This is a genomic window from Halioxenophilus sp. WMMB6 (assembly GCF_033283405.1).
Classification (GTDB): domain Bacteria; phylum Pseudomonadota; class Gammaproteobacteria; order Pseudomonadales; family Cellvibrionaceae; genus Halioxenophilus.
This window is the reverse complement of record NZ_JAWMQR010000003.1, coordinates 77,522-91,576: the sequence shown is the minus strand read 5'-3', so window position 1 is coordinate 91,576 and position 14,055 is coordinate 77,522. Positions and strand designations below refer to the sequence as shown.

The following is a 14,055-nucleotide window of genomic DNA, read 5'->3' as shown; positions in this document are numbered from 1 at the left end:
CCTGGTGGTTAAACGGTTTGTGGAAGCTTTGATGATAAACACATTTTTCTACCTAAGCCGCAGCCATAGGATCATTCTGTTAGCCAGGGAAATGGTCTAAAATCCGCGGCTAAAGCTTTCCAGCTCGGCCGGTTCCGGCCGCGCGTAGCCACCTATCATAACGTTTACGGCCGACAGGGCCGCAATCTACTTTCGAGGTCGACAGTGCGCTTTCAATTTCCGATCATTATCATCGACGAAGATTTTCGTTCCGAAAACACCTCTGGCCTGGGTATTCGGTCGCTGGTAAAACCCATTGAGGACCAGGGTATCGAAGTGCTGGGGGTAACCAGCTATGGTGATCTGACCTCCTTTGTGCAGCAGCAGAGCCGGGCCTCCTGTTTTATATTAAGTATCGACGACGAAGAGTTTAATGATGGCCAGGCCGAGACCACGTTGGCGCAACTGCGGGCGTTTGTGGCGGAGCTGCGCCACCGCAATCCCGATATCCCCATCTTCCTCTACGGCGAAACCCGCACCTCCCGCCACATCCCTAATGACATTCTGCGAGAGCTGCACGGCTTTATTCATATGTTTGAAGATACGCCGGAGTTTATCGCCCGCTATGTGGTGCGCGAAGCCAAAGCTTACATGGATACCCTGGCGCCGCCTTTCTTCCGGGCGCTGGTTCACTACGCCGCCGATGGCTCCTACTCCTGGCACTGCCCGGGGCACTCCGGTGGCGTCGCTTTTCTGAAGAGCCCGGTCGGGCATATGTTCCACCAGTTTTTTGGCGAGAACATGCTGCGGGCCGACGTTTGCAACGCGGTGGACGAGTTGGGTCAGTTACTGGATCACACCGGGCCGGTAGCGGCCAGTGAGCGCAACGCGGCGCGCATTTTTCATTCCGATCACCTCTTTTTTGTGACCAATGGCACCTCCACTTCCAACAAGATTGTCTGGAACTCCACGGTGGCGCCGGGGGATATTGTGGTGGTGGATCGCAACTGCCATAAATCGATTTTGCACTCCATTATCATGACCGGTGCCATTCCCGTTTTCCTGATGCCCACGCGCAATAACTTCGGCATTATCGGCCCGATTCCCAAAAGCGAGTTCAAGTGGGAAAACATCAAGGCCAAAATTGATAAGAACCCCTTTATCACCGATAAAACTGCCAAGCCACGGGTGTTGACCATTACCCAGAGTACCTACGATGGTGTGCTCTATAACGTGGAGGAGATTAAAGAGGAGCTCGATGGCAAGATCGACACCCTCCACTTTGATGAGGCGTGGCTGCCCCATGCCGCCTTTCACGAATTTTATGGTGACTACCACGCCATTGGCGAAGATCGCAAACGCTGCGACGAGTCGCTGATTTTTGCCACGCAAAGTACACACAAGCTGTTGGCCGGTATCTCCCAGGCGTCGCAGATTCTGGTGCAGGACTCCAACAGTCGCCAGCTGGATAAAGACCTCTTTAACGAGGCCTATTTAATGCACACCTCCACCTCGCCCCAGTACGCGATTATCGCCTCCTGTGATGTGGCCGCGGCCATGATGGAGCCACCCGGTGGCACCGCTCTGGTGGAGGAGTCCATTGCCGAGGCGATGGAGTTCCGGCGGGCCATGCGCAAGGTGGACGAAGAGTGGGGCACCGACTGGTGGTTTAAGGTGTGGGGCCCGGACTACATCGCCGAGGAGGGGATGGGCGCACGCGATGACTGGACCTTAAAAGCCAATGAGCGCTGGCACGGCTTCGGCAATTTGGCTGAAGGTTTCAATATGCTCGACCCAATCAAGGCGACCGTTATTACCCCGGGGCTGGATGTCGATGGTGAGTTTGCCGAGGAGGGCATCCCCGCCGGTATTCTGACCAAATACCTGAGCGAGCACGGCATTATTGTCGAGAAGTGCGGCCTCTACTCCTTCTTCATTATGTTTACCATCGGCATTACCAAGGGCCGTTGGAACACACTGGTCACCGAGTTGCAGCAATTTAAAGATTGCTACGATACCAACATGCAGTTGTGGCGTTGTATGCCGGAGTTTCTCGCCAAGCACCCGCGCTATGAGGGTATGGGCCTGAAGGATCTCTGTAACCAGATTCACGCCGTCTACGCCCAGCACGATGTGGCCCGGCTAACCACTGAGATGTACCTGAGTGATTTAACACCAGCCATGCGGCCCACCGATGCCTGGTCGAAAATGGCCCACCGGGAAATTGAACGGGTTGCCATTGATGAGTTGGAAGGGCGCATCACCGCCATGCTGGTTACCCCTTATCCGCCGGGTATCCCATTGTTGATTCCGGGTGAGCGGTTTAATAAAACCATTGTTGAGTATCTGCGTTTTGCGCGTACCTTCAACGAGCAGTTCCCCGGTTTTGAAACTGATATTCACGGCCTGGTAAAAGATGTGAAAAATGGCAAGGTGAGTTACCACATCGACTGTGTGCGCGATTGACCGTTACTGGCATTGGCCAGTGGCTGTTACGCCAAAAACAAAGCCCGGCATGCCGGGCTTTTCTTTTTCAGGTGGTGCTACTTTTTGTTATTTTTTATTTCTGGCTTTTATCTTACGCACTTCCGCTTTCGCACTTCCTCTTTCACAATTTCTTTTTCACCGTCTCTCTTTCACTCACTCTTTTTTTACTTGCGCTTGTTATTGGCCTTTAACTGACTACCTCCTGCAGGGTATGCGTGCCGCTAGTGACCTGCCAGGTGGGGCCGGTGATCGCCTGATACTGTTTTGATTTAACCGTGCTCACATAGTGCCACTGGCTCTGACAGTGGTCGCGGGTGGCGGTAATCAACATCCAGCCGCGCTGGTAGCTGTCCTGGTAGCGCATACCCTTATTGAAATCCACCAAGCGACGGGAGAGCTCCTCTGGGTTGCTGTTGGCCAGGTAGGACTCCATGCCGGGGGAGGTGACGCTGGTGGTGGCAAACTCCACGGCCACGGGCGTGGATTCGCCATCGGGGGTTAACTCAAACGCCCAGGCGTTGTGAGAATCCCCGGCCAGTGAGATAGGGTTGCGTGCGTGGTGTTTTAACAGCTGTAGGTAGCGCTGCCGGCAGGCGTTGTAACCGTCCCAGGCGTCGCTGTTGAAGGGCAGCCCCAACTGGCCAAGCATCACTATGCCGTTGATGTACTCTGGCAACTTGCCTTCACTGGTAGCCATCAGGTCGCGAATTTCGGGAGATTTCACCTCCCCGGTAATGATCTGCTGGCCCAATATCTGCCAGGTTGAGTGGCTGTTTTTCTGCAGCTCGTCACTCAGCCAGGCCTCCTGGGTTAGTCCCAGTAGCTGGCGGTCGGGATCATTCAGCAGCTTGGCGCGTACCTGTTCGACATCGGGTAAAAAAGCAAAGCCCTCGGGCAGGTTGTGTGGGTCGAGGGTTTGCAGTTGTTGCCAATCGAGCAGGGGCTTTGGTGGCTGCTGGCGCAGATCAAACGGTACTGTCAGCCATTGAATCTGCTCGGGCTTGAGTTTGGCCAGTGCGCCGGCCTCAAGTAGTGCTGTTGCCTTGCCGGTGGTGGCCAGTTGGGAGGTGTCAAAGGCTATCTGCTGCCAGATCATATCGGCCTGGTAATCAAACTGCTGGCTGCGGCCAATAATGCGGGTATCGAGCATATAGAGGCTCACCAGGTTGCCAATCTGGAAGCTGCGGTAGGTGAGTGCCGGATTGCTGGCATCCTGGTAGTCGCGAATGGGTAGCCACTCCCGGTAGGCTTGAATGGCGGCGGCCTTGCGTTGTTGCCAGTCACCCTCGCTTTCGGGCTGATGATTTTCGGCGCCGGTCATGTAGGCGTCGTTGGCCAGCTCGTGATCATCCCACACACAGATAAACGGGTGTTGGGCGTGGGCGGCCTGCAGGTCCGGGTCGCGGCGATAGAGGCTGTAGCGGGCCCGGTAATCGTCCAGGGCGATAATTTCGTGTTCTGGCTGCAGCCGCCGTTCGCCGGCGGCGAGGCTGTGATCCGAGTAGCCCTCGTTGTTGTATTCGTAAATGTAATCGCCCAGATGCAGCACCGCCGTCAGCTCATCCTGCTGGGCGATCTCCCGGTAGACATTAAAATAGCCGTAGCCGAAGTTGGAACAGGAGACCACTGCCAGGCGGGTTTGCTCGATGTCGCCGATGGGCAGTGTGCGCGTGCGGCCAAGCGGGCTTTTTTCGTGGCCCAGTTGGAATTGGTAGTAATAGGTTGTATCGGGCTCAAGGCCTGCGACATCCACCTTCACTGTATAGTCCCGCGCCGCTGAGGTACTGGCCGCGCCGCTGTTCACCACACGTTTGAATTCTGCATCCTCGGCCAGGCGCCACTGCACCTTGAACGCCTCCTGTGGCTGTTTCGCATTGGCGGTGATACGCGTCCAAAGAATGACGCTATCCTGCAGTGGGTCACCGCTGGCGACACCGTGTTCAAAACCGGCTGCACTGCTGCTGCCGGTGGCTACCGCGCAGCCGTTCAGCAGGGTCGCGCTGCCGGCTACGGCACCTAAATGACCAATAAACTGCCGTCGATTCAGGCTCTTCATACTGACTCCTATTCCTCTGTTTCTCACCGCGTTCACCTGTGTTACAGAGTGCGAGAGATTTTATTTTTGCGATTGATTACTGGAAGTGCTTGCGCAGCTCCAGGCCGTACATCAGCGGAGCGCCTTCAATATAGGTGGCGAAACCAAAGGCGTTTCCGGTGTTGCCGGCGTCGATGATGTACTCCTCATCGGTGGCGTTATCGATAAACAGTGCGGCCGACCAGTTACCATCCTGGGTGGCCATGCCCAGGCGCAGGTCGAGCAGGCCGACCGCACTCTCTTTAAAGTTATTTTCGATATCGAAATAAACTTCCGAGCGGTAGCTGTAGTTGGCGCTGCCGTTGAGCTCCAGGTTGTTGGCGATGGGGTAGTGCCACAGCAACGCCAGGGCGCCACTGGTTTCGGGCTGCAGTCGGAATTGATTGCCGGCAAATTCGCCATTACTGGCATCGTCGTCGATGCCGGCATCGATCAACGCCAAGTTGGCGATAACCGTGAAGTAGTGGTTGGCGAGCCAGGTGATCTCTGCCTCAAAGCCGTTGTTGGTGGCGTTGCCGGCATTTTCCGAGTGCAGCAGGCCGGTCGCCTCGTCGATGACGTTAACCTGGAAGTTTTGGTAGTCCTGATAGAAGAGCGCCAGAGAATAATTGATGGAGTTGGTGGTGTTACTGCCTTTCAGGCCAATTTCGTAGTTGGTTATTTTTTCCGCTGGGGTGATAGCGGCTGAGCCGCTGGCGAGTTCCAATACTTCGGCGCGTTCACCTTTGGCGATGGTGGCGTAGCCATTGAGTTGAGGCGTAATCTGCCAGCGCAAATTGGCGCGTGGCAGTAGGGAGCTATTAGTCAACTCATCGTTTAATTTGGTGCCGCTGGTGTTATAGATACCGCCGCCAAAAAGGTCGGTGGGTTGGCCGGTCAGCAGAGTGGCAAAAAATGAGGGCGGAACATCAGAGGCATAGCTGGAGCGGCGTTTTTCATCCACGTAGCGAGCCCCCAAGGTGAGCTCCACTCTATCACTGATAGCCAGGGTGGCATCGGCAAAGAGCGACTCTGCCTGGTTGTCGGCACCATTGCGGTAATAGGATTGGTAGGGGATAGCATTTTGCACCGGCAGTGCGGGTATCAGCGTGGTAACAAACTGGGTGGTACCGGGATCACACTGTGTAATTCCCAGAACCGCTGCTTGGCCGATACAACTTAAAAAGAGCCCCTCTTCGGTGGTAAAGGGCACGGTCTGTTTGGCCTGCTCGGAAAAATGGCTGAGCCCGGCGAAACCAGTGACACGATCGCCGCTGAAATTCACCCGCAGCTCATGGCTGTTCTGTCTACCATCGGCTTGCTCGGCAAAGTTGAGAAATTCGTAAGCGGTGCCATCGGCATCGAAGGCCTCCAGGGAGTCGTGGTCGCGGTAGGCGCCGATGTAGGTGAGTTGCCACTGTGCATTAATTTGCCATTGGCTGGTCAGGTTGAGATCGTTGGTTTCGCGTTCGACGCCAACATTGGCCATGCCCAGGTTGCTTTCATTGGGTACGCTCAGAGCCAATTGATCGGTAAACAGGGCGTCGTGGCTGGAGAAGGCGGTGCCGGGGTCGTCGGCCTTCTCGTAGTTGTAGATCAGGTCGAGCGTGAATTGATCGTTGGGGGTAAAGCGTAGACCGGGGCGTATGGCGGTGCGCTCAAAACCGTTGAGATCCGCCTCCGAGGAGCGGTTTTTAACATAGCCATCGCGCTCGCGGCTTAAAAAGGCGAGGCGTCCCTGCAGCCAATCGCTGCCCCCGGTAATAAAGCCGCCCACCTCAAACAGACCGTAGTTACCGGCGCTGGAGTGGAGTTCTGCGGCAAACTCTCTCTGAGGTTTATTGGTGATAAAGCTGATGGCACCGATCGAGGCGGCGGTACCAAACAGCGTTGCCTGCGGCCCTTTTACCACCTCCACCCGTTCCATGTCGTAGGGTTCAAAATAGGAGCCACGGGAACGGGACACATCAACGCCATTTAAATAGACAGACACCCGCGCGGCACTGGGCGCACTACCGTCATCGGAGGTGATGCCGCGGATAACATAGCCGTTGTTGTTGATGCTCTGCTGCTGCACCACCAGCCCAGGTATCAATTCAGATATTTCATCAAATTGGTTGATACCCAAGGTTTGCAGCGTGTCGCCGGAGAGCGAGGAGATGGTAAGGGGGACATCCAGTATGTTTTGTGAACGCTTTTGAGCGGTAACCAAAACCTCTTCGATAGCGTTGCTTGGGTGATTGGTTTGTGCCCACGAGGGAGTGGTGGTGAGCAGGCCGCCGGCGATTACGGTGGCCAGCAGGTTGGGTTTCAATATCATAACGAAATGCAGCCATAGCAGAGTAAAAACTCCGCTAATGTGCAATGCAATTGCTACAGGATTAAGACAGCGAAATAGCCGGCCTGGGGAAACTCTCGGGCTATTTTTCGATCCTAGGGTCGCTACCGCTTTGCAACGACGCCACTTGGTGGCAGAGTGGTCGCCCGCAAGTTTCATATTCGCCGCCCGCAGGTTTCAGCGCCGGCGTTGGATGGGAGTCGCTGCCCAGTTGTGTGAGGTTGCCACTTAAGGGAATGCCACTTAAGCGGTTGCAACGACAGCCGGCCGGCTCATCGGTAATCAGTTTTCAGACGATAGGAAGAGAATTATGAAAAGTATCAGCCGCCGTATGTTTGCCAGTTTGGCCCTGGTGATGGTTGCGTTGTTCAGCAGTGGTGTGTGGGCGGATATGGCCCTCGATAGCGAACGCTCCAGCCTGACCTTCATTACCACCAAGAATGGCGCCATTACCGAGGTGCATCGCTTTACCGGCCTCAGTGGCAGTATCGACAAGGCCGGTGTGGCGACTGTCTCGATCGATCTGATCAGTGTTGCCACCGGCATTGAGGTGCGCGATCAGCGCATGCGCTCCATGTTGTTTGAAACCGAGAAATTCGCCACCGCCACCATTACCGCCAACGTTAATGCGGTGATGGACAGCATTAAAAAATCGTCCAGTAAAACCGTAGAGATTCCAGCGCAACTGTCGCTACACGGTGTGACTCAGGATATCACCTTGCAGGTGCTGGTTACCCATGGCCGCAAAAATTGGGTGGTGAGCGCGGTAACGCCAGTGATGATCAAAGCGGAAGACTTTGGTTTGGCCGCGGGAGTGGAAAAACTGCGTGAAGTGGCTGGTTTAAGCACCATCAGCCAGATGGTACCGGTCAGTTTTGTACTGACCTTTGATAAGTAGTATCTGTTTGATGACAACAACGCTGCCAGCAATGGCAGCGTTGCTTACTAAAGCCGCATAAATTCGGCCAGCGCCTTTTTGGCCTCGATAATAATACTGGTGTCGGGGGCAAAATCTTCGGTCAGTATGCGTTTGATGGCGGGTACCTGGTTGAGGTCGGGCAGGCCATTCATATTGTTGTGCAGCATGCGCAGGTGGATGTTGGTGACGATCATCAGCTCGCCATAGTCCGGCTCTTTCTGGCCGCTGGTGTACCGCCATTGGCCACCAAACTGCAGCGCCTCTGACACCGCCTCTGGCAGTTTCCAATCTTCCACCAGCAGGCGACTGATTTGTGAGGAGGTGGCCTCGGCAATGTTCTGCACCTTCGCCAGCTCATTGGGCTCCTCTTCAATATCGGCCACATACTGGAATACCACCAGATCACCAATTCTAAACAGCAACCCGCACAGGAAGGCGGTATCGGGGTTGAGTTCGGAATCGCTGAATTTGGCCAGCGTGTGAGCCATTACCGCCCGCTCCAGGGAGCGTTGCCAGTTGGCCTGGAACAGCTTACGCAGCAGGGGAATCGGAGTTTCAAACAGCTCTTTGGTGGCGTAGTAGTAGACCAGGTGTTGGGTGGTCTGCCGGCCGAGCCGGGCGATGGCGTCCTGCAGTGTGTTGATGGGCACCGCGCCCCGGTAGAGTGGGCTGTTGGAAGCCGCCAGTAGCTTGGCGGAGATAGAGGTATCGTGGGCGACAATTTTGGTAATGGTGGCTGCTGAGCTGTCGTTATCTTGGCAGGCTTCGCGCACCTTAACCGCCACCTCGGGCAGGGTGGGTACCACCAGGGTGCCTTTGTGAATCTCCTGCTCCACCCGATCGAACAGTGTCTCCTGGTGTACCTGACCAATGATCACCGCTTCCTGAGCTCCCCACTGGTGGTTGCTCTTGGCCTGTTGAAAGCCAAGGTCGAGTACGTGGTGGGGGATTTTTACAAACAGTGCGTTTTTAGAGCGCACCACGGCTGAATATTTCCGTGGCCGCAGGTAGGCCAGAGGGCTTTTGGCTTTGGGGGAGGAGGCCTCAATTACCGATTCCCGGCCATCGAAGGCGATCAGCCCAACCTCACCCTCCAGTAGGTAGTAGTCCCATTCATCATTGAGCCCGGCTTCGAACAGCCGTTCGCTGGTACGTAACTCGACCAGCTCGGTAAAGCTCATGGTAATGATATTGGTGGATTCGGGAGAGGAGGCAAAAGGAATCAGACCTTTGAGCTTATCAAGCGAGAAGACTGAGAGGTCGATGGCCTCCATCTGTATTGACGCTTTTTTGGGTTTTGATTTCTCTTTTTGAAACAGCTTATGAAACATGCACGGATCCAATCCCATTAGTTGAGACTAAATTATAGTTGAATCTGAAAATTTCATGTGCACCAAGCTGGAGAAATGGCAAAGTTTTAGCCAGGTTTTGGCAAATTTGCCGTCTGGGCACGGGCAGGTTGACCACCAGGCACGATGCAGGATTTATATTGACGCGTTTTTCGCAAGCCGATGGCAGTCAGAACCTTGGCTCTTTCGGCCAGATTACTCGATGTGGCCGGTGGTGCGCACCCGGCGACTCACCTTGGCCTCGCCGGCGGATGCCAGGCGTTGTGCACGGCTTGCCTCCAGGCGGCCATCAATAATGTTTTTCAGCGCGATAAGAAAGCCGGTAACCAGAAAGGCACCCGGTGGCAGTATAGCGACCAAAAAGCCGGGGTAGTTATCCACCACGGTAATCTTCCAGTTGCGACCTATTTCGCCGACCAACAGGTGCATATCGGCAAACAGGGTGCCGTTGCCCAGCAGTTCACGGATGGCGCCTACCACCACCAGCACCAGGGCAAAGCCGAGCCCCATCATTAAGCCATCCACCATGGCGGGCAGCACCCGGTTTTTACAGGCGAAGGCGTCGGCCCGGCCGAGAATGGCGCAGTTGGTGACAATCAGCGCAATGAAGATACCGAGAATCTGGTAGAGCTCGTAGGTAAAGGCCTTCATCAACAGTTCGGCACAGGTGGTGAAGGAGGCGATGATCATGACAAAAGCGGGTAGCTTAATGGCATCGGTGACGGCATTGCGAATCATCGAAACCGCCAAGTTGGAGCCGGCCAGTACAACCGTGGTGGCCAGCCCCAGACCGAGGGCATTGACCACAGAGCCGGTTACCGCCAGCAGAGGGCAGAGGCCGAGCAGCTGCACCAGCGCCGGGTTGTTTTTCCAGAGGCCGTTGGCGGCCAATTGACCGTAGCTGGTGTTACTCATCGGGGGCTTCCTCATCGCCGGCGGGCGGCAGATTAAATAGCTGGCTCTGGTAGTGCTCGGCGAACTCTAGCACTTTCCGCACCTGCTTGACGACCGCGCGCGGGGTGATGGTGGCGCCGGTGAATTGGTCAAATTCGCCGCCATCTTTTTTCACGGCCCAGCTGTCAATGGTCGGGTTACTGAGTGATTTACCGATGAAACCCAACACCCAGCCGCTTTTACGTAGGTCGACCTTATCGCCGAGCCCCGGGGTTTCTCCGTGGGTTAATACCCGCACTCCGGCCAGGGAGCCATCGCGATTAACGCCGACGATCAGGCCGATGGCGCCGCTATAGCCGTCTGGCGCCGTGGCGGGAACGATAACCGTGGTGATTTCGCCGTGCAGTTTAGCGATGTTGATATTGGCGGGTTGAGCGAGGCCGAGCATTGACCAAGCCGCCTCCGGTACCGGAATTATGTCTACCAGCAGATCGTTGTCGTGCATGGTTTGCGGCACGATCTCCAACAAAGCTTTCGCAGCGGCGGTGCGTTCCGATTTGGCCACCCGCTCTTTGGTGAGCTGATAGGTGGTTGCTAGAACACCGGCGGTGCAGAGCGCAAACAGCGCCAGCACCAGGCTGTTTTTACTGATCGCTCGGCCCAGCATTAGTTATCTGCCTTTTCTGTGGCCCGCCGTGGCCGGGTGTGGCCGTAGGTGCGGGGCAGGGTGTAGTAGTCGATAAAGGGGGCGGCGAAGTTCATCAATAGCACGGAGAAGGCGACGGCGTCGGGATAGTTACCCCAGGTGCGGATAACGTAGACCAGCGCGCCGATACCTGCGCCATAGATGAGGCGCCCTTTTTTGGAAACCGCCGAGCTGACCGGGTCGGTGACAATAAAGAACGCCCCCAGCATGGTGGCACCGGAAAATAGATGCAGCAGGGGGGAGCCGCCGCTTTCGGAACTGCCATCGAAGAAGATAAAAGCGAGCAGGCTGATGGCCAGCAACATGGCCGCTGGTGCGTGCCAGCTGAAGATACCGCGCCAGAGCAGAAACAGGCCGCCGATGAGGAAGCCCAGGTTGACCCACTCCCAGCCGGCGCCGGCGATGTGGCCGGCACTGAACAGAGGCTGTTCATAGATGGCGTCGACGGTGAGGCCTTGGGCCTGTTTGAATGCATCGAGCGGTGTGGCACCGCTATAGCCGTCGGCACCCTGGCCGCTGAAGACCTGGCTCAAGGCTGCGGCCAGGCCCGGTAATGAGTGGTCGCCAACGCCGGTCGGGGCTGCCCACTGGGTCATGGCTACCGGAAAAGAGATGAGCAGCACCACATAGCCGACCATGGCCGGGTTAAACGGGTTGAAACCCAAACCGCCGTAGAGCTGCTTGGCGACGACAATTGCAAAGAAGGCACCCACCAGCAGTAGCCACCAGGGGCAGTAGGGTGGCAGTGCCAGGCCCAGCAGTACACCGGTGACCAGCGCACTGTAGTCGCGCAGATAGAAGCCGATGGGCCGTTTGCGCAGAGCCAGGGCCAGCGCCTCGAAGCCAACACAAAAACCAACGCACAGCATGACGTTGATCAGCGGCCCAATACCAAAAAAGAGGACCATGGCGACCAGCCCCGGCAGGGTTGCCAGGGCAACCGTCAGCATCACTTTTTGGGTGCTGTTACTGCCGTGGGCATGGGGGGACGAGTGCTGGATAAAACTCATGGGTTGGCCTGCTCCTCAAGCTCGGCCAACACCTGTTGTGCCTGCGCCAGTTTTTCAGTGAGTTTGCTAACCCCGAGTGCCAGCGCCTCTTGGTTGTCGGCCTCAGCGGCTTGTGCTTCGGCCAGCTTGGTCTGCGCTTTCGCAAGACGTGACTGCAGGCTCTCTATCTGGCTGGTCAATTTCTCTGTGGGGGAGAGGGTGGCTGCAGCTGCGGCCTTGGCCTTGGCTCGTTCGATGGCGGCCTGGGCCGGGTCGTCGGCGGCGGCGAGCACAGGCTCAAGCTGGCCGGCGGTTTGGGCCAGCTCCTGTTCGGCGTCGGCCAACTTCTGCTCAAGTTTCTCCACCCCGCTTTGCAGAGCTTCGACCTTATCGGAGTTCTCCTGGGTGGCCTCTGCCAGCTTTTCACGGGCTTTTGCCAGCCGCTTTTGCAGGCTCTCGACATTGGCCTTGGCCTTCTCGGCCGGGTTCATGGCCTGCTTGGCCTGGGCGCGGGCGATGGCCGCGGCTACTGGGTCGTCGCTGGTTTCCACTGGTGTAGCAGACGGCTCCGCCTGGGCGGCCGCCAGCTTCTGTTTGGCTTCATTGGCGCGAACTTCGGCCTGTTTAAGCTTGGCCAGCAGTTGTTCGGCGCGTTCGCTGCCTTCGGCAACGGCCTCCTGGTAGCGCTCCTGGGCGGTGGTTACCCGCGCCTGGGCGCTCTCGACGGCCCGTTCCAGTCGGGCAATGGCATCGGCGCCGCCAGCTTCGCTAACCGCTGCCGGGGCAGTGGGGATGGCTGCTGCGGGGGGCGGATTATCGGCCAGTTTCTGTTTGGCCTTCTCGGCCGCTTGCTGGCGCGCCAGGCGCTTGGCCTCTTTTTCGGCCTCTACCTTGGCCAGCCGTGCCTGGCGGAACTCAAAGCGCTGACGGGAGTGGTCTGATTTGATTTTGTCTTCGCGGGCCTGGCGGATACTGCCTTTGGCTGAGCGATAGTACTGCACCAGCGGAATATTGCTGGGGCAGACATAAGAACAGGCGCCACACTCGATACAATCAAATAGATGGTGGCTCTCCAGCTTGTCGAAATCCTCTGAGCGCGCGTACCAGTACAGTTGCTGCGGCAGCAGGCTGGCGGGGCAGGACTCGGCGCACAAGCCACAGCGAATACAGGCTTGTGCGGGTGGGTTGTTAGCTGGCATTTCGCGCCGGCTGGGGGCGATTAGGCAATTGCTGGTTTTGATCACGGGTATGAGGTCGCTGGTGAGGGCGAAGCCCATCATTGGCCCACCCATAATCAGCCGTGATGCCTTTTTGGCCTGGTAGCCAAACTGGCTGAGCAGCTCGCCTACCGGCGTGCCCAGGCGAACCTCGACGTTGGCCGACTTCTCCAGGGCTTCGCCCACAACAGTGGTTACCCGGCTCAGTAGAGGCTCGCCAAAGCGTACGGCGCGAAAGGCGGCGTAGGCGGTGCCGACATTCTGTACCACGCAGCCGAGGCTGGCGGGCAGGGCGCCAGAGGGCACCTCCTTACCGGTCAGCCTTTGGATGAGCTGTTTTTCGCCCCCTGACGGGTATTGGCAGGGAAAGCTGACCACCTGCACCCGGGTTCCTTCGGCAGCCTGGCGCAGGGCGGCCAGTGCTTCGGGTTTGTTCTCTTCCAGACCAATGACGAGATCTTCCGGCTCGCCCAAAATCTTGGCCATGATCAGGGTGCCCTGGATAACTGCCTCTGGGTAGCTGCGCATCAGCATGTCATCAGCGGTGATGTAGGGTTCACACTCGGTGCCGTTGATAATCAGATGTTGTATGGGGCTGCGCGCCGCTAGCTTGACCGCGGCTGGGAAGCCGGCGCCGCCCATGCCGACGATGCCAGCGGCACGGATTTTGGCCAGTAGGGTGTCGGCGTCCTGCTCCAGATAGGCTTCACAGGGCTCCAGAGGTTGCCACTCATCCAAACCGTCGGATTCGATCACAATACAGGGGCCGGACATACCCGACGGGTGCGGCAGAACACAGTCGGTGATGGCGCTAACGGTACCGGAGATCGTGGCGTGTACATTAGCACTGACCACACCCTTGGCCTGGGCCACCAACTGCCCAGTGAGCACGCGCTCACCAACCTCAACCATGGGCACCGCAGCGGCGCCGATATGTTGGCTCAGGGGCAGGATCACCTGTTTCGGCAGGGTGGCCTCGGTAAGCGGAGTTTGTGTCGATTGCGCCTTATTTTGCGGCGGATGCACGCCCCCAGGAATGGGGTAAATCTTGCGGACGTGCTGTTCGGGCTTGGTATCCATAGACGGTGCTGACACTACATTCT

The 14,055-nt window shown here is 57.1% G+C and carries 9 protein-coding genes; 2 read left to right on the top strand and 7 right to left on the bottom strand.

Going from position 1 to position 14,055, the window contains the following annotated elements:
* Positions 1–204: 204 nt before the first annotated feature.
* The gene (locus SBL51_RS09375; RefSeq protein WP_317930656.1) at positions 205–2,445 is read left to right on the top strand and encodes an arginine/lysine/ornithine decarboxylase; all 2,241 of its coding nucleotides are present in this window, start codon (positions 205–207) and stop codon (positions 2,443–2,445) included.
* Between the two features lie 208 nt (positions 2,446–2,653).
* Here SBL51_RS09375 and SBL51_RS09370 read toward each other — a convergent pair whose 3' ends face one another.
* Both SBL51_RS09370 and SBL51_RS09365 read right to left on the bottom strand, forming a co-directional pair.
* Positions 2,654–4,522: an alkaline phosphatase D family protein gene (locus SBL51_RS09370; RefSeq protein ID WP_317930655.1), complete on the bottom strand. Its 1,869-nt coding sequence runs from the start codon at positions 4,520–4,522 to the stop codon at positions 2,654–2,656.
* 76 nt (positions 4,523–4,598) lie between these two features.
* Positions 4,599–6,860: a TonB-dependent receptor gene (locus tag SBL51_RS09365; protein WP_317930654.1), complete on the bottom strand. Its 2,262-nt coding sequence runs from the start codon at positions 6,858–6,860 to the stop codon at positions 4,599–4,601.
* 328 nt (positions 6,861–7,188) lie between these two features.
* Between SBL51_RS09365 and SBL51_RS09360 the strand changes: the two genes are divergently transcribed.
* A complete protein-coding gene (locus tag SBL51_RS09360) occupies positions 7,189–7,776 on the top strand; it encodes a YceI family protein (protein ID WP_317930653.1) in 588 nt (195 codons plus the stop codon).
* 47 nt (positions 7,777–7,823) lie between these two features.
* Here SBL51_RS09360 and SBL51_RS09355 read toward each other — a convergent pair whose 3' ends face one another.
* The 5 genes from SBL51_RS09355 to rsxC all read right to left on the bottom strand — a co-directional run bounded on the left by SBL51_RS09355 (position 7,824) and on the right by rsxC (position 14,047).
* Complete coding sequence (locus SBL51_RS09355) at positions 7,824–9,128, bottom strand: HDOD domain-containing protein (protein ID WP_317930652.1); 1,305 nt, start codon at positions 9,126–9,128, stop codon at positions 7,824–7,826.
* Between the two features lie 213 nt (positions 9,129–9,341).
* On the bottom strand, positions 9,342–10,061 hold the full coding sequence (locus tag SBL51_RS09350; RefSeq protein WP_317930651.1) for an electron transport complex subunit E: 720 nt from the start codon (positions 10,059–10,061) through the stop codon (positions 9,342–9,344).
* The gene (gene rsxG / locus SBL51_RS09345) at positions 10,054–10,707 is read right to left on the bottom strand and encodes an electron transport complex subunit RsxG (RefSeq protein ID WP_317930650.1); all 654 of its coding nucleotides are present in this window, start codon (positions 10,705–10,707) and stop codon (positions 10,054–10,056) included. Before rsxG ends, SBL51_RS09350 begins: the two co-directional genes overlap by 8 nt.
* A complete protein-coding gene (gene rsxD, locus SBL51_RS09340; protein ID WP_317930649.1) occupies positions 10,707–11,756 on the bottom strand; it encodes an electron transport complex subunit RsxD in 1,050 nt (349 codons plus the stop codon). The genes rsxG and rsxD overlap by 1 nt, the downstream gene beginning before the upstream one ends.
* Positions 11,753–14,047: an electron transport complex subunit RsxC gene (gene rsxC, locus SBL51_RS09335; RefSeq protein WP_317930648.1), complete on the bottom strand. Its 2,295-nt coding sequence runs from the start codon at positions 14,045–14,047 to the stop codon at positions 11,753–11,755. The genes rsxD and rsxC overlap by 4 nt, the downstream gene beginning before the upstream one ends.
* Between the last annotated feature and the right edge of the window lie 8 nt (positions 14,048–14,055).

Excerpts from the sequence above, each read along its gene's own strand:
- rsxG (WP_317930650.1), bottom strand. The coding sequence starts at position 10,707 with ATGCTGGGCCGAGCGATCAGTAAAAACAGCCTGGTGCTGGCGCTGTTT.
- SBL51_RS09370 (WP_317930655.1), bottom strand. The coding sequence starts at position 4,522 with ATGAAGAGCCTGAATCGACGGCAGTTTATTGGTCATTTAGGTGCCGTA.
- SBL51_RS09360 (WP_317930653.1), top strand. The coding sequence starts at position 7,189 with ATGAAAAGTATCAGCCGCCGTATGTTTGCCAGTTTGGCCCTGGTGATG.
- SBL51_RS09365 (WP_317930654.1), bottom strand. The coding sequence starts at position 6,860 with ATGATATTGAAACCCAACCTGCTGGCCACCGTAATCGCCGGCGGCCTG.
- SBL51_RS09350 (WP_317930651.1), bottom strand. The coding sequence starts at position 10,061 with ATGAGTAACACCAGCTACGGTCAATTGGCCGCCAACGGCCTCTGGAAA.
- rsxD (WP_317930649.1), bottom strand. The coding sequence starts at position 11,756 with ATGAGTTTTATCCAGCACTCGTCCCCCCATGCCCACGGCAGTAACAGC.
- SBL51_RS09355 (WP_317930652.1), bottom strand. The coding sequence starts at position 9,128 with ATGTTTCATAAGCTGTTTCAAAAAGAGAAATCAAAACCCAAAAAAGCG.